At 46.5% G+C, this 20,974-nt stretch carries 16 protein-coding genes, 1 pseudogene and 2 riboswitches; of the genes and pseudogenes, 2 read left to right on the top strand and 15 right to left on the bottom strand.

The window, feature by feature from the left end:
• Nucleotides 1-48: 48 nt before the first annotated feature.
• From AC58QO_RS24585 to AC58QO_RS24625, 9 genes are all read right to left on the bottom strand, one after another.
• Nucleotides 49-2,958 carry a discoidin domain-containing protein gene (locus AC58QO_RS24585; protein WP_497270405.1) on the bottom strand — a complete coding sequence of 970 codons (2,910 nt, stop codon included), beginning with the start codon at nt 2,956-2,958 and terminating at the stop codon, nt 49-51.
• Between the two features lie 179 nt (nt 2,959-3,137).
• Nucleotides 3,138-5,543 carry a hypothetical protein gene (locus tag AC58QO_RS24590; RefSeq protein WP_497270159.1) on the bottom strand — a complete coding sequence of 802 codons (2,406 nt, stop codon included), beginning with the start codon at nt 5,541-5,543 and terminating at the stop codon, nt 3,138-3,140.
• A 67-nt stretch (nt 5,544-5,610) separates the two neighbouring features.
• On the bottom strand, nt 5,611-6,702 hold the full coding sequence (locus AC58QO_RS24595) for a heparinase II/III domain-containing protein (RefSeq protein WP_497270161.1): 1,092 nt from the start codon (nt 6,700-6,702) through the stop codon (nt 5,611-5,613).
• Nucleotides 6,662-7,717, bottom strand: coding sequence for an alginate lyase family protein (locus tag AC58QO_RS24600; RefSeq protein ID WP_497270163.1), 1,056 nt, complete (start codon nt 7,715-7,717; stop codon nt 6,662-6,664). The genes AC58QO_RS24595 and AC58QO_RS24600 overlap by 41 nt, the downstream gene beginning before the upstream one ends.
• A gap of 14 nt (nt 7,718-7,731) precedes the next feature.
• A complete protein-coding gene (locus AC58QO_RS24605) occupies nt 7,732-8,622 on the bottom strand; it encodes a carbohydrate ABC transporter permease (protein ID WP_497270165.1) in 891 nt (296 codons plus the stop codon).
• A 15-nt stretch (nt 8,623-8,637) separates the two neighbouring features.
• Nucleotides 8,638-9,534 (bottom strand): carbohydrate ABC transporter permease, encoded by an 897-nt coding sequence (locus AC58QO_RS24610; RefSeq protein WP_497270167.1) that lies wholly within the window; start codon nt 9,532-9,534, stop codon nt 8,638-8,640.
• Nucleotides 9,535-9,610: 76 nt separating this feature from the next.
• Nucleotides 9,611-11,005: an ABC transporter substrate-binding protein gene (locus tag AC58QO_RS24615; protein ID WP_497270169.1), complete on the bottom strand. Its 1,395-nt coding sequence runs from the start codon at nt 11,003-11,005 to the stop codon at nt 9,611-9,613.
• Nucleotides 11,006-11,145: 140 nt separating this feature from the next.
• Nucleotides 11,146-12,768, bottom strand: coding sequence for a response regulator (locus tag AC58QO_RS24620; RefSeq protein ID WP_497270171.1), 1,623 nt, complete (start codon nt 12,766-12,768; stop codon nt 11,146-11,148).
• The gene (locus tag AC58QO_RS24625) at nt 12,752-14,575 is read right to left on the bottom strand and encodes a cache domain-containing sensor histidine kinase (RefSeq protein ID WP_497270173.1); all 1,824 of its coding nucleotides are present in this window, start codon (nt 14,573-14,575) and stop codon (nt 12,752-12,754) included. The genes AC58QO_RS24620 and AC58QO_RS24625 overlap by 17 nt, the downstream gene beginning before the upstream one ends.
• A gap of 218 nt (nt 14,576-14,793) precedes the next feature.
• On the opposite strand from AC58QO_RS24625, the gene AC58QO_RS24630 reads away from it, so the two are divergent.
• Complete coding sequence (locus AC58QO_RS24630) at nt 14,794-15,225, top strand: VOC family protein (RefSeq protein ID WP_497270175.1); 432 nt, start codon at nt 14,794-14,796, stop codon at nt 15,223-15,225.
• Nucleotides 15,226-15,309: 84 nt separating this feature from the next.
• Here the strand turns inward: AC58QO_RS24630 and AC58QO_RS24635 are convergent.
• From AC58QO_RS24635 to gcvH, 6 genes and pseudogenes are all read right to left on the bottom strand, one after another.
• Nucleotides 15,310-15,765, bottom strand: a pseudogene (locus AC58QO_RS24635) (DinB family protein); the annotation flags it as partial.
• A gap of 91 nt (nt 15,766-15,856) precedes the next feature.
• Nucleotides 15,857-16,102: a hypothetical protein gene (locus tag AC58QO_RS24640; RefSeq protein WP_497270177.1), complete on the bottom strand. Its 246-nt coding sequence runs from the start codon at nt 16,100-16,102 to the stop codon at nt 15,857-15,859.
• 129 nt (nt 16,103-16,231) lie between these two features.
• Nucleotides 16,232-16,459 (bottom strand): spore germination protein, encoded by a 228-nt coding sequence (locus AC58QO_RS24645; protein ID WP_497270179.1) that lies wholly within the window; start codon nt 16,457-16,459, stop codon nt 16,232-16,234.
• 162 nt (nt 16,460-16,621) lie between these two features.
• The gene (locus AC58QO_RS24650) at nt 16,622-18,190 is read right to left on the bottom strand and encodes a copper amine oxidase N-terminal domain-containing protein (RefSeq protein WP_497270181.1); all 1,569 of its coding nucleotides are present in this window, start codon (nt 18,188-18,190) and stop codon (nt 16,622-16,624) included.
• Nucleotides 18,191-18,373: 183 nt separating this feature from the next.
• Nucleotides 18,374-18,970 carry a sulfite oxidase-like oxidoreductase gene (locus tag AC58QO_RS24655; protein WP_497270183.1) on the bottom strand — a complete coding sequence of 199 codons (597 nt, stop codon included), beginning with the start codon at nt 18,968-18,970 and terminating at the stop codon, nt 18,374-18,376.
• A gap of 34 nt (nt 18,971-19,004) precedes the next feature.
• Complete coding sequence (gcvH, locus tag AC58QO_RS24660; protein ID WP_065857454.1) at nt 19,005-19,394, bottom strand: glycine cleavage system protein GcvH; 390 nt, start codon at nt 19,392-19,394, stop codon at nt 19,005-19,007.
• Between the two features lie 155 nt (nt 19,395-19,549).
• Nucleotides 19,550-19,646: riboswitch (glycine riboswitch) on the top strand.
• Between the two features lies 1 nt (nt 19,647).
• Nucleotides 19,648-19,768, top strand: a riboswitch (glycine riboswitch).
• A gap of 97 nt (nt 19,769-19,865) precedes the next feature.
• Between gcvH and gcvT the strand changes: the two genes are divergently transcribed.
• The gene (gene gcvT, locus AC58QO_RS24665; protein ID WP_497270185.1) at nt 19,866-20,954 is read left to right on the top strand and encodes a glycine cleavage system aminomethyltransferase GcvT; all 1,089 of its coding nucleotides are present in this window, start codon (nt 19,866-19,868) and stop codon (nt 20,952-20,954) included.
• Nucleotides 20,955-20,974: the final 20 nt, after the last annotated feature.

A 20,974-nucleotide genomic window follows, 5' to 3' on the forward strand; every position in this document is an offset into this window, starting at 1 on the left:
AAAAAATAACCACATCAGCCCCAAGGCTACGTGGTTATTTCCTATGAATCAATAAACTTCAACCTCAGCAAACGCTAAGCGATACCGATTCGCATCATTCGGGTTCGGGCGCAAGTTCGTGCCCTCCACCTTCACATAACGCACTGTCGCAGCAGTAAAGGTGAAGCTCTGAACCGCATTCCCTGGCTGCGCATATCCCGTTCTAGTCACGGCTGTCGTCCAATTCACATTATCCGTAGAGGTCTGTACAGTGAAATCAATTGGGAAGTTCTGACCAATATTTCCCGAATCATTGCGCGGGTAAATATCGACCTTGGTTACACTGCGGTTCGATCCCATATCAATCGTTAAGTTCTCGGTATGGTTCGCAGTCAGGCTGTTATTACTGGTCCAACCCATGGAACCTGTCACCGAATTGCGCCCGCCATCATTCACTTTGCTTGTGGAGAAATTGCTATTCTCCAAAGAGCTGCTCGCTGAAACGATTGCGCCGGATGCTTGATTGGCAGCGTAAATTTCTACCTCTGGAAAAGCCATCCGATACCGATTCGCATCGCTCGGGTTCGGACGTAAATTCGTTCCTTCGATTTTCACATATCTAGCAGATACCGCAGAAAAACCAAAGCTTTGAACTGCATTCCCCGGCTGAGCGTACCCTGTTCGTGTAACAACGGTCGACCAATTCACATTATCCGTCGAGGTCTTAATTGTGAAGTCGATCGGAAAGTTCTGACCGATATTGCCTGCATCATTTCGTGGGTACAGATCCACTTTCGAAATCGTCTTGTTCGAACCCATATCAAGCGTCACTGACTCTGTATGATTCGTGGTTAAGCTGTTGTTACTACTCCACCCCATGGAACCTGTTACGGTGTTACGTTGCCCGTCATTTATTTTTGCAGTCGAGAAATTCGTATTCTCAACGGAGCTGGTCGCCGATACACCTGCCCCAATGGCTAAGTTTCCTACGGTTCCGTACACTTCTAACTCCCACAGGGAGTAGCCGTATGAGGAGCCTCGCAGGGTCCCATTCATTTTCACATATCGAGCCAAAGTAGGCGTAAAGCTAATGTCATCGACACCGCCATCCCCTGTCGTTGTGGTATATACATTTGTCCAGTTGACCCCATCACTCGATACTTGGATTTGATAGTTTTTGCCATAAGCAGCTTCCCAATAAAGCTTCGCGGCATCTATATACGCAGATGACCCAAGGTCTACATAGATCCATTCATTATCTGTATAACTGGACCCCCATCTCGTACCGAAGTTGCCATCAAAAGAAAGACTCGGCGCAGCAGCGGAAGATGAGGCGGTTGCTGGTTTATTTAGTGCTAGATTCGGCCGTTGCACAGGTTCAGCAATTTGCGTTGGCAGGATCGTCACTGGCGTATGGAATGCACGATTGAGAATGTTCATCTGAAATAAATTCTGAGCAGGCGTCGCACTCCCTGGCATAACCACGTTATCAAACGTGATATTGCTGATATTTTTGGTGCTGCTGTAGCCTTTCAGCGTTCCTAAAGTCGTTCCAGCATCGCGAACCAGAATGTTTTTGACATTCAACGTATTAATCGTGCCGCCACCGAAACCATCGGCATTTCGAATGGTAAAATAAGCCCATGTACGCGTGCTATCATTGGTATTGGTAACTCTTTCGATATCGATATTATCAAAGGTCACATTCGTCAGTGTTCCAACCCCGTATTTATGGTCGACTCCGATACCGACGGATGCGTCGTAAACTACACTGTTTTTAAAAGTAACGTCACTTTGATTTTGTCTCATACCTTGACCCACTTTAAATCCAAAGCAAACCGTCCAAGAGATCAGATCATCAAACACGACATTACTGACGGGCTCAGGACTTCCTGGCCAGCTTAGACTAATATCCACCGTCTGATCCCACGTTTTCGTTGTGTAAGGATCATCCAAGCCAATTCCAAGGCCATGCTGAACGAGTACATTCTGGGATTCATTCACATCGATACCGTCGTTCTCGCCCATATCAAAACGGTTAAAGATCTTCATATTTTTGAACGTAAGATCATTCGATCTTGCTGGCGTCACAGCCCACGAACCGGAATCGCGAATCAACGGACCATCCAATGTGAAGTTGGTCGTACCGATCGGCACGATAATATTACTGGCAAAATTATTAGTCGATGTCGCGTATTTGCCGTTGCCGTCAATGGTACCTCGACCGTAAATTTTGACATTATCTGCGCCGGTCTGCGTGTATAACCACCAGGTGACGTCTCGAAGCTGTGAATCCTTGTGCCAATTCACCGTATAATCACTCGCTACCCCTGTAAAACGAAGCACGGCTCCGCCTTCCAAATACAAAGCGACGTCGCTTTTCAGCTGCAGATTGCCCGCCTTATAGATCCCCGCAGGCACATACACAATCCCCTGCCCGCCCATGTAGTTGGCCGCATCATTAATGGCATTCTGAATGGCCGTTGTCGCCATACTAGTTCCTGTGCTGTCCGCGTTGTATGGCGCATTTTTCACATTATAAATCCCCGTCCCCGATGAGGCGGGTTTGTTCGTCTCCGCCGGGTCAGCTGCGATGACGAGAGCGCGTTGTTCATTGATTTTGACTATCAAATATTCATCGCCACTGACGGTAAACGTCAGCTTATTGCCACTCGTAGTTCCCGTCAAATTGAGCTTTTTCGGGCTAATCGAGTAAGAGGTAATATTCGCTTGTCCAATGGCCGTGATCTCAATGGTCGCTGACCCCGACATGGAGAAGTGGGCATAATCGTATTCACTCGTGTAACTAACAACAGGAATCGTTGTCGCATCTACCTTGAGCCCATACACCGTGGATGCCGTGTAGATCGAAGGTAATGCGTAGGAAGAGATAGTGGCCGCATGGACCTGAATAGGTACCGCACCTAAACTCCCAAGGATAAAAACAAATGAAAATAGTCCGATCAGCCATGCTTTCATTTTGTGCAAATAAATTCCCTCCTTCTGATGTTCTCGCCTAAACGAGAAAGTAAAGCGCTCACACAATTAATTATAAAAAAACTGCCCTCGTTCCTGTAATGCGGGAACTTCCATATCGAGGGCAGCTTTCTATTGGTCTTTGTAAGGATAGCGTATTTCTTATCTCACTAACAATTCATTCAATTGATGATTCGCACATCACCCGAAATCCCCCATTTGACGAAATGGGCGTAATCTACCTTCGTTTGTTCAGGCGCATCTGGACGGTCAGCAAAATTTTTAACACCTTTATACTGGTCTGGACTCGTTAAATAGCGGTCTCCGTCCACATGACGATGAGGTCCGTATACATTGTATGTACTCGGATATAACAGAACCTCTAGTTCATACGAGCCTTCCATCAATGCTTGCGGAAGCGGCACCGACCAGCTCGGCCCCCAGCACCAACCCAGTTCAGCCCCATTCAGTTTCACCAAGGCGGCATCCGCCCATAAATTAGTTAGCTCAATGGATGCATGTTCCACGCTGTTCAATTGGATCGTTTTCTTCACAGCAACAGGTGAGCCTGCAAATGGGAATCCTGACGCAATCAAGTTTGCACTGTTGATCACGGAAGGCAATGGAGCTAGCTCGAAAGGACCTTCGAGCATCCATTGATGCGCGTCCTTCTCGATAAGCGGCGCTTTACTCGTGACGATGAATTGACCGCGCAAGAAAACAAGGGGGCAAGCTTCACCCTCTGGTAGCGGTGATACCTCGATATGCAGCTTCGTTATGTTCACAACAAGCGCTGCAGGAACAGCCGCTTCGAAGCCGCTTGACCTTGGGATCACCTTCAATTCCTCACCATTCAACCAAACCCCGCTCACGTCATCATGCAAAAAGAGTGACATCCCGCCAAAAGAATCTGCCTGGTCAACGCTGAATTCAGCTGTCAGCTTGCCGTTCACTTGCCGCTGCAGCTCAACATACACCTGATTCGACCCCGGCACCTCCGTAATCCACGGTGTCTGCGCTATATAAGAAACCTCCGTAGTCGTTTGTACGGAAGGAGCCTTCACAGGCAGGACGCGCTGCCAGTCCTCCGAATCACATACCGTAACCCCCGCAGCGTGCAGGCGCTCTACAATCGCGGGGTCATGCCAACGACAGCCGTCTGCCAATAGTACATGCGTGTAATCCCGCATGCCAATCCGCAGATTGCCGTCCATGATAACACCAGATTCCTCGATGCCCCGCTCCTCGGTCAACTCGTAATGAAGCCCTGCCTCGAAGCATGCTTCTACAAGCGCAAGCAGCTTCGCATTGAGAATGCCTGCCGTACTGGCAGGAATGTTCGACCCGTCATGCTCGTTCATTTGCATCGCATCACGCGTATCAAAATTCGCCATGATCCCTCGGGTTGGCGCTACGATAAGCACATCCGGCATCGCCCTTAAATCCGGCAGCTGTGCCGCCTGCTCCTGCAGGGAGGCCAACAGCGTTGGAAAGGCATTCTTCCATGTAAGATGGCTCGGCATGGACGGCGGCCAATCTTGCACCGCTTGGGTGGTAAGCTTGAGCTGGTTCAAGTGGAACACGAAATGTTCCACGCCATGACTGGCCAGCCACATCACATAGTTGGTGAAGGACTCTGGCGAGACTCCCCAGCCGCTTCCTCCCATGGCTTCAACAAGCACGCTATCACGCCCTTGCTGCATCGCGACGGAGTGGGCAATTCGCGGGTAAAAGTTATTGCCGGGGAACCGCTCCAAGGCGTCAACGGCCGGTGTTTCTACTTGTTGCAGCACTTGAAACGCTGAACCGCTATACGACACCTGGAAGAAAGGACTTTCCTCTGCTTTCACGTGGGCTGTGAATTTTTTGCCATGCTTTTCACACCAATCAGCTACAGGCTTATAAAAACTCGAAATGATGGCATCGGTTAACATTTCCCAGTATCGAACACGGAAGCTCTCGTAGCCTTCTCCAGTTGTGAACAGCAGCGGTAATTGCGGGAGCAACGCTTCGCCATACTTATTCTCATAAAGTACAGGGAATCGATCATCCCAAGGAATGGCACCTGTTTTGACCGTAATCCCATGCCCATCTAGGAACGCCACTTCATCTGAGAAAAAGCCAGTCACATAATCGAACGCTTCGGGAAGCAAGCCTTTGCGATAGCCTTCATGAATGATCTCAATAAAAGTATGTGTAGCCTCAGGATCTAAGGAGGAGACGGCTGCGATTTCTCCAAAAACGAGCCTGCCACTGCCAGCGTGCTCATCTGAAATCCAATTGACATGCTTACATGTGGATTCAGGTAACCTTTTGATCACTTCACCACTTGCTGTTCCTGAAGGCCAACCATTTTCATCGTAAATCCAGAAGATCATCCCCGTTGATTTGGCATATAAAATCAAGTCTGACAGAATAGCCAGATACGCTTCGCTCATGTAGACAGGTTTATTGGGATAAAACCGAGGATGAAAAATGACACCCTCCAGCCCGGATAAACGCAGTTCGTCAAGCTGGTTTTGCAGTTGTTTCAGATTCAATTCATCGTTGATCGACCAAAAACTGAGGAATGACAATTTATTTCTCATTTGCTTACACCCTTTTCCCCTAATGAGGGTCTATTTCGTATTCCTTTATATGGGTATCATAATGACATCAGGCCAGCTTCTCAATATACACTTTTCCGTCATATAGCTTTATTTTATAAGTTCCCTGTGCTTTCGCATGATTCCACGATATTTGAAGGGTATCGCTAGTCAGGTCTGCCACTTCCAGTCTCCCCCGAAGTATCTCTTCCTTGCTAGCATCATAATGAAGGGCTTGTACAAATATTACATGCTTCTCCACAGAAGCTGTTGTCATGAGAGATGTTCGCTGCCCACTTGGCGGATTGTCTGGCGTCAACGCAGAGTATTTCGTTGTAGGCAGAGAGCACCAGATGTGCTGCTCCAACGTACCTTGACGCATCTGATAACGGAAGGCCGAAACATCCTGATCCAGCCTCTTCTTCTCCCTAAACCATTGCTGATCCAATCGGCTTAGCTGATCTTCCGACGCGGCCCATTGGACAGCCTCGCCCTCGTCAGTGCTCTGGAGCTTACCGCTAAAATGATTCGTCCAATGAACCACGCGCGGTACGGGGACTGTGACTTGCACAATATCTAGGAAATGATCCTCACTTAAGAGGTTTATTCTTCGAACTTGAGCCCCTCGATAGGCGTCGTTGTCCCAAGGATTGAGTTCATCAGGCAAGATGATTCGATCTTTCATCACATAATCCTCAGCCAACCAATCCACGGCTGTTTCCAACCATACGCCCCATGACTCTTCGTGCATCTGAATCAATTGCCCATCCCGTGGCGGCTGATCTGCCCCGTCAATACTCACTGTGTTATGCGAATACGTATGCTTAAACCAACCGTAATGCGCAGGAATTCCGTACGCCGTCGTACCGGGGTCAACAAGCAACGGGACACTGCCGTGCATTATGGATAGCCCCAATCGATCCATATGATCATGTTCACCGCCGAACCGGCTATGCTTCACGATCACATGCCAGCCAGCTTTGTTCACTAGCTTGGTCAGCCCGCTCGCAGGTAAGGAGCGTGATTGCTCCACCTCGGTCCCAAGCAAGTCGGACTCCTCCGTATATCCAACCAGGTCTTGCCCGAACATCAATGCATAGATCGAATTTCGCTTCGTTTGGCTAGCTACTTTGCATGCGTGGGTCTGCATCTTTTGTGCCATAAGCCGTATTCAAAAGAGAGCGATACTTGCCATCTCTATAAATATCGTAGGCAATTTCATAATAGGGCGCATACGTGCCAATATGATCGCCTAACCCTGCATCATTGATCGTCGGCATAACGCCGCTCGGCAAAACCAGCTGCAGCGGATAATCGAACATCGCTTTCAGCGCTTCCTTTTTCCAGATATCCCATGGCGTTCCTTCTGCGATTAAGGCATAGTGCAGCAGGGATTTAAATGCATAGAAGTGATACTGCACATTCCCCTCGTACCATAAGCCGTCTTCGATGATTCCACGGTCCAGTTGGTCATGCAAGCCATATTCACCATCTAAGCCTGCCTCCAACACTCCTCTATCGTTTAGTAAAAGCCCAAGCGCAGCAATGGCTGATGTTATCAATACCGAGTGATTATGAATTTGCTCTTCTTTATGCGCAATGAGAAATCGGGCACAGGGCTTTAGCAGCCCTGCCCGAATATGAGCGATCTCATTAGGCGTTAGATGCTCCTGAATCATATCAAAAGCAAGCGCCAGATCCGTGATCCAATGCGCTTCATCTAAAGTTTGGGCGAATAATTTACCCGGCCCATTATAGGGAATATCCCCGTGGATAGCATAAGATTCGTAGTGATCGGCATACGCCGTTAGATACGATTTAACGAATTGCAGTCGTTCCACATCTGGTTCTATCGCGTACAGCAACGCAATGTGATACACAGCTCGACCGATCTGGCTATGGGCAAACGATGTCCAACACCCATCCAACCGCTTACTTTGCCGCTCCTTGCCACAGGTTGAACAACGATGAAGAAAAGGCTCGTGCCACTGGAAAGTGAGCCGAGTCCCATCTTCATCGCAATAATAATAGTGCATCCATTCGCCTTGCTCGTGGGAGCGAATGGCGAAGGTGATCTCCGCCGCTTCTTCTGCATCCCGTCTTAGCAGCTCCATCGCTGCTTGAAAATCCGACTTACCTGCGTTCCTCCGCAGTCTCTCTAAACGCTTGATGTCCATGATTAGAAGTCCTCCTAGCCTTTCAATGAACCTGCCGTCATTTGCATGAACTGACGATTTGCAATCATATAGACAATCAACAATGGCAGAATCGATAAGCACGCTCCAGCCAGCATATAGTGCGTTTGAACCGCAGCTGTGGTGCCATACCGCAAATAAGATAACCCAACGGTCAACGTTTGCAGCTTCGGATTCGTCATCGTAAACACCAACGGTCGCAAGTACTCATTCCACGCCCCGCAAAAGGTGAACAGCGCACCTACGCCTAGTCCTGGTCGCATTAGCGGCAAAATAATTCGCCAGAAAATACCGGCGTTAGAGCATCCATCAATTCGCGCAGCCTCATCTAATTCCCGGGAAATACCTTTTAAGAAGCTAAGTAAAATAAAGAAAATATACGCGTGACCACTGACGAGAATGAGGACTACGCCCCACAAATTCGTGTTCAGGTGCAGCTTGACCATCAGCTCGAACTGCGGTCTAATCACAACTGCGCCAATAGAGATAAACATCGTGGACGCTTGAATTCCAACATAGATCCCCCTGCCTGGAAATTTGAGGCGGTCGACCACATAAGCTGCCATGGAGGCTACGGTCAGTACGCCGATTGTCGTTGCTCCACTCAGGAACAAGCTATTCCATGTAAATCTCGCGAAGTTAGCCTGTACCCAAGCTTCCTTATAATTTTCAAAATGCCAGGAAGACGGGAAGATCTTGCCCCCCTTGGTAATCTCCATATTTGACATAAAGGAGCCTAAAAAAGTCACAACGACGGGGAAAACGATGAGCAAGGCCGTAATTAGTAAAAACAACCAGAGCAGCGCTCTTCCACCCCATCTACCCACTGAAAATGACTGTGTTTGTTTTTTTATATGAACAGCAGGTATCGATTCTGTCACTTCCATGATCCGATCTCCTTCCTATTGAAGTTTGTTTAGACGCTTCGACATCAGATGATAAACAAGCGTAATGATGCCGACAATGACAGCGGTCATGAAGCCAACGCTACTACCGTAGCCAAATTGTTGATCCGTAAAAGATCCTGATGGTGTTGGGAAAAAGAGCTTATAAACATAGAGATACATGACTTCCGTCTTCCCTACCGGTCCGCCTTCGGTGAGAACCATGATGCTCTCATACCCTTTGAGAGAATTGATGATCGCCAACATGATGACGATTTGCAGCACCGGACCGAGCATCGGAATCGTTAGATACCAGAACTGCTGCCATTTATTCGCACCGTCCAAGGATGAGCTTTCGTACACATCATTCGGGATATTTTGAAGACCAGCTAGAAATAACAGCATGTAATTCCCTACTGCCCCCCATACTGCAATGATGATCGTTGTCAGCATCGCATGCTTGGGTCCGAGCCAATCGATTCTTTCAGAGATGATATGAAACTTTAATAAATACTGATTAAGAATACCGTTGTATGAGTTGAAAATGATAAAAAAGACGACAGCCATGACAGCTGAGCTAATGATCGTAGGCATGAAATAGATTGCTCTTAACCAGTTGCGTCCACGCAGCTTGGAATTTAATATAACGGCAAGTGCTAAGCATAACGGAAGTGTTATGATGAGCTTTCCACCTGCATAGACGAATGTATTTACGACAGAATGCCAGTACTCCGTATCTCGGAAGAGTCGTCTGAAGTTATCGATTCCAATAAAGGTTGGAGCCGCGTAGCCTTTGTACTCATAAAACATATAGCGAATCGCCCAAGCAATCGGATAGACGCCCAGCACCATGGTCAGTAGAAAGCTTGGAAACAAAAATAAGTAGGAAAACCCGATCTGGCGTGTTCTGTTCATCCCATTCCCTCCTCTTTATAGAGCGCGAGAGTGGAGTTTCAGCTCCACTCTCGCTTGTTATCTCTTCAGTTAGCACTTATTTCATCATTAGTTTCATTGGATCGAAGCTTGGATTCGGCGCTACTTTGACATCGCCTTTCGCGACTGCTTTATCCAACGCATCGTTATAACGCTTGCTCAGATCTTGGATAATCTGATCCAAATTACCGCCGCTGATCATATATTTGAAGAATGCATCATTGTATTTCATACCTTCAACTGTAACAGTTGGTTGAAGCGGCCATGTGCCGTCATTTCCATTAGGCAAGAAGCCATCGATGCCTTTGATCTCTGGTTTTTTGGCAACAGAGGATACAGATGGTACCATCGACAAGCCAAAGCCTTTTTCATGATACGTTTTCAATACTTCATCTTCATACATGAACTGCATGAACTTCCAAGCTTGATCGGCATTTTTGGTCGTGTTGCTGATGGATAGCCATTGACCCCCAAGGAATGAACTTGCGCCTTTGATCGTGCCATCAATGGTTGGAACAGGTGCTGCAGCCCATTCAATCTTCGCTGGGAATTGGTTCGCATATACGCCTGGCTCGGAGGAGAAGGAGATGTACATCCCGATTTTACCTTCCGCGAATTGTGCGCGCAGTGGATCAATATCCAAGGATTCCATACCTGGCAATGTGCTGCCGTCGTCTACCATTTGCTTAAAGGATTGAATGATATCTTTGTATCCTGCGAAGTCAAACTTCGCTGTTTTGAAATCATAACCAAAACCGCCGTAACCGCTAGCTTCTGCGATAACTCTTGCTGAACGACCTAGCGCGCTATCCGGGCTCTTGAAGTTCTGAGCAAACCCGTAGGAGCCATTCACTTTACCGACTGCGGTAATTTTCTTCGCATCTTCAACCATTTCTTTCAATGTTTTCGGAGGTGCAGCGATGCCTGCTTTAGCGAAAAGCTCTTTGTTATAAACGAGACGAATCGTTGACCCGTAGTTGGGAAGGCTGTACATTTTGCCGCCAATTCGGTTGAAATCATCAATGACTGGGAATTTCTTCTTAATCGCATCCGTTACATAAGAATCGATAGGTTTCAGATAACCTTTCGCTGCAAAAGGCTGAATCGTATTTTCTTTAACACGAATGACGTCAGGCGCCTGTCCGGAAGCAAAAGCCAGATCAATCGCTTGGTTGAAGTCTTCTGTCTTTACAACCATTTCAACTTCAATATTGTCGCTATTCGTTTCGTTAAACTTCTGAACAACACTCTTGATATAGTCCATATCATGACGGTCACCCGTCCAATAAGAGAGCTTCGTTTTGGCCTTGGCAGGAGCCGCGCTCGCCGGCGCGCTGGATGCTTTGGTGGATGCCGCCGGGCTTGCTGCTGTTTCCGTTTTACTTGAACTACAAGCTGCTAAGCTACCTGCGAGTGCGACTGTTAATGTGACCGTCCCTAATTTCTTTATCATGTGTAAGCCTCCCTTAAATCTGTTGTTTACACTTCTAATATTAAAAGAATTCTCGTTACCTGATAATGAGGTCAACTCTTGAATGAGGGCAGATATTTCTATATATTGCCCTTCCTCCTGCCCAAAAAACAGGCAAGCCCTCACGGCTTGGAGGACTTGCCCAGAGACATTTCTTTGAATTCCGTCGGTGTAAGACCCGTCTGCTTCTTGAATACCTCGCTGAAATAACGCCGATGCTCGTAGCCGAGTTCCTGTGCTATTTCCTGTACTTGAAAATCCTCAATCAGCATCGATTTCGCCCGCTCCATTTTGGCCTGGGTAACGAACTGCTGGAAGGTAGACCCCGTTACTTTTTTGAACAAATTCGAATAATAGCCCCAACTCAAGTTTACCTGCTTCGCGCAATGCTCTAAGGTCAAATCGAGATTCAGATTCGCTTTGATATAATCAGCCGATCGGTGAATAATTTTCTGCGACTCGCTCGCTCGCTCTTGATGAATCAGACGGCAGCCAATTTCGCAAAGCTCAATGAACCATGCGCGATACTCCAGGATAGCAGCTCCGCTGTCTTTGATTTCATGCGTCTTTGCTTCGAATTCGACCAGGCTGGGACGAGGGAATTTCTCTAGCAGCACGCGCAGCATCCGCAACACAAGACCTTGCAGCAGTCGCTCCACCATACCTGGCTCAGGGAGGACGGATACTTTCCCCATCTCTGTGAAAATGGTCATCGCCCAAGCTACGCATGCATCTCGATTGCCCGAACGGAAAGCGAATAGAAACTCATTCTCGCTATCCTCGGTGTAAATCCACTCCACAGGGACCGCTGCAGCATCCGTATTATAGCTGAATGCCCCATTGCCTCCCGTGTAAAAATGGTACGATAACGCACTGAGCGACTGCTGATAGCTTTTCGGCAGCTCTTGCACGGTCTCTACACATTGGCCGATGCCAATGGAGATCGTGAATTTCGTATGACGTGCAATGTTCGCGCAGCACTGATCTGCGATGGCAATCGGCATGTCATGATTCGCTGCATTGAGAATACAAATGTAGCGATTGAAGCCCTCGCGAAATACCACCGATGCCCCACCCACGGCAATCGTCTCTTCCACGATATTTTGCAAGGAGAATCGGACAAGCTCTAGCTCTTTCACTGGCACTTCGCCATATTTATCTGTAAATTGATCAATCTGAATCGTCATTACCGCAAAAGGAGGCTTCAGCTCATTAATGTCCAGAAAGTCGGATAATCGCGCTAACTCGGCGTCATTGGTTTGATGGTACACGAGCAGCGACAAGTACTCCTGCCGGAGGGCCGGCATGCTTTCCTTGATCTTCTGCTGGAGACCAATTAGCTGCGTGCGGCTCAGGTTTTCCTGCTCCCAAACCTCCTTCGCCTTGACGACCGCTTTCACGATCTGTTCAATGGAAAAAGGTTTTTTCACATAGTCCAATGCTCCGTATTGGATCGCTTTTTGGGCATAATCGAAGTCTGTATAGGCGCTTAAAATGATGACCTTACTCGTCGGCAGGATCTCCATAATATTGCGAGTCATCTCTAGGCCGTCCATTTTGGGCATACGAATATCCGTTAGAATAAGATCTGGCTTCGTTTCACGAATCACCGCAAAGCCTTCCTCGCCATTGGTCGCGCTGCCCACGATTTCAATCCCATGATCTTCCCAGGGTATTTTCCTCGTAATCATATCCACGACACTTCGAATATCATCCACCACACATAGCTTAATTAGTCGGTCCATGGAAGTCCTCCTCTTTCTCATACCGTGGCAGCCACAAGTCGATTTGAGCTCCGCCAAATGCGTTCGTTGTGATCTCCATCCGTTGTTCAGTCCCATAATACAGCTGTAGTCGTGTGTATATATTGCGCAATGCATAACCATGCTTCGAGGTTGCAGGATGCAGCATGCTCTGGAGAAGGAGCTCAGGAACGAGACCATGTCCGTTATCCTCCACCGTGATATGCAGCCAATCATCTTCGGTTCGAGCTGTGAGCTGAATTTCACCACCAGAGGTCATATCCTTGAAGCCGTGCAAAATACTATTTTCAATCAAAGGCTGAATCATGATTTTAGGTACAAGGCAAGCTTGCAGCTCTGGCTCAACTTCCATCCGGAAGACGAATAGATTCTCATACGACCTTTGCTGAATCGACAAATATTGACGAACATGATCCAACTCGTCCGCGAGTGTGATCAAATCCCTGCCCCCGCTTAAGCTCAATTGGAACATATTCGATAACGCCAAAATCATTTCATTCACATCTTCGTTCTCACCTAGCACCGATTTACAGTAAATCGTATTGAGCGTGTTATAGAAAAAATGAGGATCCATTTGCGCAGACAACGCCTTGATCTCCGCTCTTCGTTTATCACGTTCCCGATTTTTCACATCCTCAATGAGCTGCTTAATCTCATCTAACATGCGGTTGAAACGGAATCCAACCTGAGAAACTTCATCCCGATACACACTTTCGAATCGTACATCCAGATCATTCTCTTCGACTCGCTTCATCAGCTTCTGTAGTCGGAACAGCGGTTTGAGCAGCAGAAGTGTTAAATTGTTCGTGATGAAAAGGGAGACTAGGATAAAACCGATGGTCACAAATGTCGTTGCTTGCTTAATGCCATTCAATTTGGCTAGCAATTTATCTTTGGCCTGGACGCCGACAATCATCCAATCATCCTTGACGTCTAGTCGTGCATAATTAACGAGATAATCTTGGTCATCGGAATCGCTGTAAAAAAAGGAACCCTTACTTTCGTCTGTCAATTGTTGCACGAAATCTGGTCGCTGCATGAACGCTCTATCCTGAGTACGATCCGCGTAGTTGACATCTTCACCTTGCGAATCAACGAAGTAGTAATGCTTGTTAGGATCCGATAAGTTTTCCATAAAGAGATCCCGTAGATCGTCCTCTTTCACATTAATGACAACATAGACATTCGTTGGCTCATTACTCAAAATTGAATCTTCACTGACACCCTCCGCCACGAGTGAGATGACCCGCTGTTTCCCGGTAAAAAAAGGATCCACATGCCCTTTACTCCAGAACCCCCGCTTCAAGAGCTGAAACTGCTTAAACATATCCGATTGATAAAAGGATGTCGCATTACTTCGTGCACTGGAGGTTGGATAGAAATCACCGATCGGCGTGGCAATGAGTATACTTTCGATCATGGTATCATTGAACTTCACTTGTGAGAACACGTACTGCAGCGCAGTTAGTGACTTATAGTAGCTGGTGCTGTCCTTATTCTGAACATCCTTCATGAGCTGCTTGAAGGCATCACTGAACATCAGTGCACGGACAGCCGTACCGATATTTTTTAGTCTTTCATTCACGATTTGCGCGGATTGATTAACGGTATCCTGGCTCGACTGCATCGCATTACGCTGAATTTCCTTGGATGCGATTAGGTAGGCGATGCTCCCAGTCGCTACTAGACCCACCGTGATTAATATGACAAAGGTAAACCATATGCGTTGTTTTAAGGAAAAGGAATGGAACATGCGTGGCAGCCACGACCAGATAGCAAGCTTATTCATAAGCGTTAGCACCTTTCCTGTGTGTAAGAAGATAGTCTTCCTCTATTATAGTATAGGGCACTTTCCGTGAGGATGGGGAAAATTCAAGATCGAGGGCAGCTATTTCACGATTCCATAAAAATAGAACATATGTTCTTTATTTTTTCAGTTAAATGTGTTAATAATAAGAGGTAGACATTTTACACTTCAGATCACTCAATCGAAGGAGCTGTTTATTCATGTCCGTTCGTTTAACTCCGTATTTAGTATTGCCTGGCACTGCGGCTGAAGCTATTGCCTTTTATGAAAAAGCCCTGGATGCGCAAGTGCTATTTAAGCAAACCTTCGGTGAGATGCCAGCCGACCCTAACTTCCTGCTTGCGGATGAACAGAAAGGGCTGATTGGTCATGCCATGATGCAAGTCGGCGAAAGCCAACTGATGTTCTCTGACACGTTCCCAGGTCAACCCGTTCAACAGGGCGATCATGTAACGATCTGTATTACAACGAAAGATGCTAGCAAATCCAAACAATTCTTCGAAGCGCTCAAAGAAGGCGGCACGGTCATCATGGACCTGCATGAAGCATTCTTCAGCCCTGCTTACGGACAAGTGAAAGATAAGTTTGGCGTGACCTTCCACCTATTCACAGAAGGCGAAACGATGATTTAAAACGTAGTAAAGGCTCTGTTCGCATGATTTTGCGGCAGAGCCTTTTTCTATTCAGGGATCCTGGTGAGGGGGATCTTGAAGTTATTAAGTAAGCTGAGCTTCTCCTGAGCCTGAGTCTGCATACCAGAACAACGCATATTCAGTCATAACGGAAGCATAGCCTATTTGGCGCAGCATGGCCGTTACATTCCCACGATGGTATGTGGCGTGATTGACAACCTGTAAAACCATCTCAGCGAGACTTGTTTCCCTTACTCCTGCATAGGGATTATCGAGTCTGATTTTCTTATCCAAGTCAGGCTGCTCCTTCAGAAATGCCTTAAATCGCTGCGTTAATTCGGCATACATAGCCTCCAGTTCCTCTAAGCTCTTCCTCTCTGTTGCTTCGGTTATCTGCCAGGAGGCTGTCATAGCCGCTTGCATACTCATGCCTTTCAGAATGTCTAACCAGCAGCCATCTGTGAGATAGATATGGGCAATCACTTTCGCAACCGTCGGAAACACACTCTGAATCTCTTGCCTGTATACCTCTGGCGGAAGTCTGACATCTATTTATTATCGAAAAACGGATACGATTTTTAGGTACAAAAAAACCGCCCATGCTTAGCGCATCGACGGTCAGTCAGTCTGATTAGAACTGACGGTATACAACAGATTCATAGTCAAATCGTTTTTTATCAAGTTCACGTTGTTCACGGTGTACCTGAAACCAGGAAGAAATGCATACGACAACAATGCCGGCAAAGAGCAAGAATCCTAGCACTTTCCACCAGATGCTGCCTGCTATAGAAGGATTAGCCCCCAAGATTAGAATCAGGACAGGCATGAACCACATCATCATATCGATATAAATTCGTAATGCTTTTCGTTTTAACAAGCTTCTCTATCCCCTATTTATCTATAAAATGGTTTCAGACTCCGTATAGCTTTCGCACGGCTAATAAACTTTAGGACCGTCAGCTTCATCACGGAAGTCGTCCAATTTGTGGAAGTAAATATGACACCCTTATATCGTTGTATTCGGAGTATCGACAACATCTGGATCGACGGTATTGGTGCTTCCATTCAGCACATTCTGAACGCTTCCAAAGCTGTCTCCGGGTGAAAACGAGTTGGCTCCCGCAAAGATTTTGGAGCTGCTGGTAAGGTTAATTGCAAAGGTATCGCCAATCTGGACATTGGAGCCCTGAGCGACGTTGAGGATTTTGATTCCACCATTAATAATTGCAGGCATGCTCCGGCCACTCCTTTCCAACTCTTAACCATAGTATGTGTTCATGAGCCTATTGGTCACTTGTAGGGGGGATGGATTAGGTGAAGGGTGGCGGTAAAGGCCTCTGGAGAAGTTAAATCAAAAAAGCCCACTCATTACACATGAGTGAGCAAGCTTTTTAAGTTAATGAGCATCCTTTGGATATAAATTTATCCGTCTTATATTTTTATGCACTGGATCTACCATGATAATATTACCATCGTGATCTACAGTAAATTGGCCAAATCTGACTATGTTTCTGTTTTTGTAGATGATGTTATTTGAAATATCTGAGAAATACGATTCGTCATAGGCATTCTTCTTCGGTTGATAGAGCCCTTTATTATAAACTTTAATAGCAGTTAGATTAACATACAAAGTTAATTTGCCTTCTGTGCTTAGTTGGTAAATTTCATTGTCGTTTTCTAAATAAAACATGCCATTTCGAGATGAAACATCAGTAATTTCCTTCATGTCCACTTTTGCGATTTGCGTCAAAGAACCGCTCTTTTCAGCCTTTAGTAAAGTTCGCTTCGCTTTGTCGAAAACATAGAGAATACCCCCATTTGCTGTTCCGACAAGCTTTTCATTGGGTAGGCGTTCGTAATACTGAACTTTTTCAGGGAACTTACCATCCTCCAGCGAATAAATCGACTCATGGAACAAATCGCTGTACACAAAATGCTCGCCATCCGCTGTGGCGAATAAGTCCCCAGGATGATCACCTACCGTGTCAGATATTTCATAACCTACTACGCGAGGTTTATCACCTAATTCATAAATAACTCTTGAAACTGGGATTGGTATAGGACTAAATATTGGAGCAAGGTGTGCCAGCATGAACATTCTTTGCTTCGATTCGTCAAAAAAAATGGCTTGAGGGGTTAGATTGCGATAGTTAAATTCGCTTTTCACTCCCTTTGAGTTTGTAAACTCGAAATTAAAATCGGGTCCAAGAGACATAACTGTTGTAAGTCCCTCTCCTTTTGTCGGATTATACATTTTGATGACATAATCAGCTAGGATCGATGTATTCCTTTTTTCAAGTAAATAAATATTGTTATTTAAATCACATTCCATGCTAAGTATCGTAACTGATTCAATAAAGGAACCAAAAGGAGGTCTGAGTTGAAAATAATATATGCCTGTTTCTTCAACAGTCGTAAGCTCGTCCACAGTAATCGTGCCCAAACTCTGATTCGGCTTCTTTACAGGCTCTGATACGGGAATAGGTGGAGTAGGTATTATCGTAATCTCTTGATTTTTATCGTCAAAAGTAACCTTTTGATTTAAACTCTCCGCTACAAATCGAAGCGGTACAAGAGTTGTTCCATGAACTACCAATGGGGGTTGCTCTAACGTAATGGGGTGTTGGTTTATCAAAGCTTGAGGATTACCGACTTGTAGATGGACATTCTCTCCGCTGACTTGAATATCAATAGAATTCGTTTCACTAGTCCATTGTACATTTGCTCCTAATGCTTCAGCTATGAAACGAAGTGGAACCATGGTTGTATTGCCTTTTAATTTAGGGGCAGCTTCCAATTGATATACATGACCATTTACTTCAGCCAATTCATAATCGAGACGCAGTACAATTTTTTTTATAGGTTGGGCTGATTCAGCCTCGGCTGAACTTAATCCAAGTAGTGAAGAAGTAATTATAATAAGTGCGCTTAACAGAATGACTATTGTTTTTTTATTAAATGTCAACGTATACACATCCAATTGGAAAATTTTATAATTATTTATACCACAAAACTCGAATGGAAGATATCCCCTGTATTACTGGCCATACAAATGTGTATTTGATTGCGTTCAACTTCACCCAAGGGAGTTTAAGGCATATAAAAAAGACATGTTGCAACAGCAACATGTCTTTAACATTATGTTTTTTTAATCGAAGTCGTAGCGTTCCTCTTTCCACGGATTTCCATACATGTGATAACCGTTCCGCTCCCAGAAGCCTGGCTTATCCTTCGACATAAACTCGATGCCGCGCAGCCATTTGGCGCTTTTCCAGAAGTAGAGATGCGGCACGACCATCCGTACGGGCGCACCATGATCAGGTGTTAGCAGCACGCCATTATGTCGGATGCCCAGAAAAGACGTCTCCAGCAAGAAATCGGCCAGCGGTAGATTCGTCGTCCATCCATGCTCGGCATGCAGCATCACATGAGTCGCCTCTGGCTTCAGCTTCACTTTGCTCATCAGCTCAGATACAGCAATGCCTTCCCACACATTGTCCAGCTTGGACCAGGTGGTCACACAGTGAATATCGTTGGCAAATTCCTTGCGAGGCAGCGCCATGAAATCCTTGTACGAAATGGTGAACTCTTCCTCCACCAACCCGAACAAACGCAAATCCCATTTGCTCATGTCGTTATAGTAGGGCACGGACCCATAGTGCAGCACAGGCCAGCCTTGTGTCAGCGTTTGCCCAGGAGGAACACGATCGCTCGGGTCCTGTGGCAGCTTTTGCCCAAATTGCATGGAATAACCTCCATCCGTTCTACTCTCTCTAATCCTAGTCGTTCCCGATATAGGAGCCGTATTCCGCAGCGCTTAACAGGCCTTCCAATGCTTCTGGCCCTGAAATTTCAACCTCAACCATCCAGCCTTCACCGAAGGACGCACTGTTCACAAGCTCTGGCGAGCCTTCCAACGTGCTGTTCACAGCCGTTACTTTGCCTGATACTGGGCAGAAAATATCCGAAACCGTTTTGACCGATTCCACGCTGCCTATGCTCTCATTCGCTGTAACAGAAGCGCCAACTTTCGGAAGCTCCACGAATACAATATCTCCCAACTGATCTTGTGCAAAATCGGTAATTCCTATGCGAACCACCGTATCCGATAGCTTTTCTACCCACTCGTGCTCTTTCGTGTATAACAAATTGGCTTGTACGTTGCTCATCAGTCCACGCCTCACTTACTTACAAATTTTGCTTATAGCTTAATCTACTGTGAACATCAAAGTCAAGATGGCCGTCATTCCTAAAAGTTACTGTTGACAATTCACACCGATTTAGGCGCATAATGAATATAATAAGTCTAATTAAATATTGGCGAATGAGGATACAGGGAGAGACTGCGGAGCACGTTGGCAGCGCCGAAGGAGTAAGCCCGATGTGGTGAATCTCTCAGGCAAAAGGACCTGTATCGGACGCGACTCTGGAGAGCTTCGAGAACTCGTTGATAACGAGAAATCGGACACCCAAGGGGAAACTTAACGGTTGATTGTATATTCCCATCCGTTCTAGGCAACTCTCAGGTACAAAGGACAGGGGCAAAAGGTATGTTTGTGTTGCATACTTTTTGCTCCTTTTTTGCATTCCAAGGAAAATAACCAACGGACAATAAGTCGATTGAAGGTGAGGTTAACCGCATGCTGAAACGAACACCGTTATTCCCGATTTACGCGGAACATGGCGCGAGAATTATTGATTTTGGCGGCTGGGAGCTGCCCGTGCAGTTCTCTGGCATTCAAAAAGAGCATGATGCTGTCAGGCAGCAAGCTGGGCTTTTTGATGTGTCGCATATGGGCGAGGTACGTATTCAAGGCCCGGATGCTTTCCCTTGTATACAGCGACTCACGACGAATGATGTGGCCAAACTGGCCCCAGGGCAATGCCAATACAGCCTCCTATGCTACCCAAATGGCGGTGTGGTTGATGATCTGCTCGTTTACAAGCTGAGCGACAACGACTATATGCTAGTTATCAACGCATCGAACATTGACAAAGACATCGCTTGGTTGCAGCAGCACCTGACAGGTCAGGTAGAACTGACCAACGTCTCCGAGGAGACCGCCTTGCTTGCATTGCAAGGTCCTCGGGCGATTGACATTTTAGCTAAATTGACAGACGCACCGATTCAGACTTTGAAAACCTTTCACTTCCTCCCAGACGTGAAGGTAGGAGCTGTGACAACGCTGCTCTCCCGTACTGGATATACAGGTGAAGATGGCTTTGAGCTGTACGTGGATCAGAAGGATGCCATTACATTGTGGCGGACACTGCTTGAAGCTGGCGAAGAGCATGGGCTCATCCCCACAGGACTAGGAGCTAGGGATACGCTGCGCTTTGAAGCGCGACTCCCCCTTTACGGACAGGAGCTATCCTCCGAGATTTCGCCGCTTGAGGCGGGACTTTCTTATTTTGTGAAGCTGGATAAAGGTGATTTCATTGGGCGTGATGCCCTGCTCGAGCAAAAGACAAACGGAGTGCCCCGCAAGCTCGTCGGCATTGAAATGCTAGAACGCGGCATTCCTCGTCCGCATTACGCCGTATTTGCCGGGGGTAAGCAGATTGGTGAAATTACAACAGGAACACAGTCCCCAACGTACAAAACAAACGTAGGTCTGGCTTTAATCGATGCGGCGTACAGCGCCTTGGACACGGATGTGCAGGTTGAAATTAGAGGCACGCAAGTGAAAGCTAAAGTCGTCTCTACCCCTTTTCATAAAAAGAAATAATCCCCGAATCCGGGTCGGAA

It is taken from the genome of Paenibacillus sp. J31R30 (assembly GCF_059692115.1).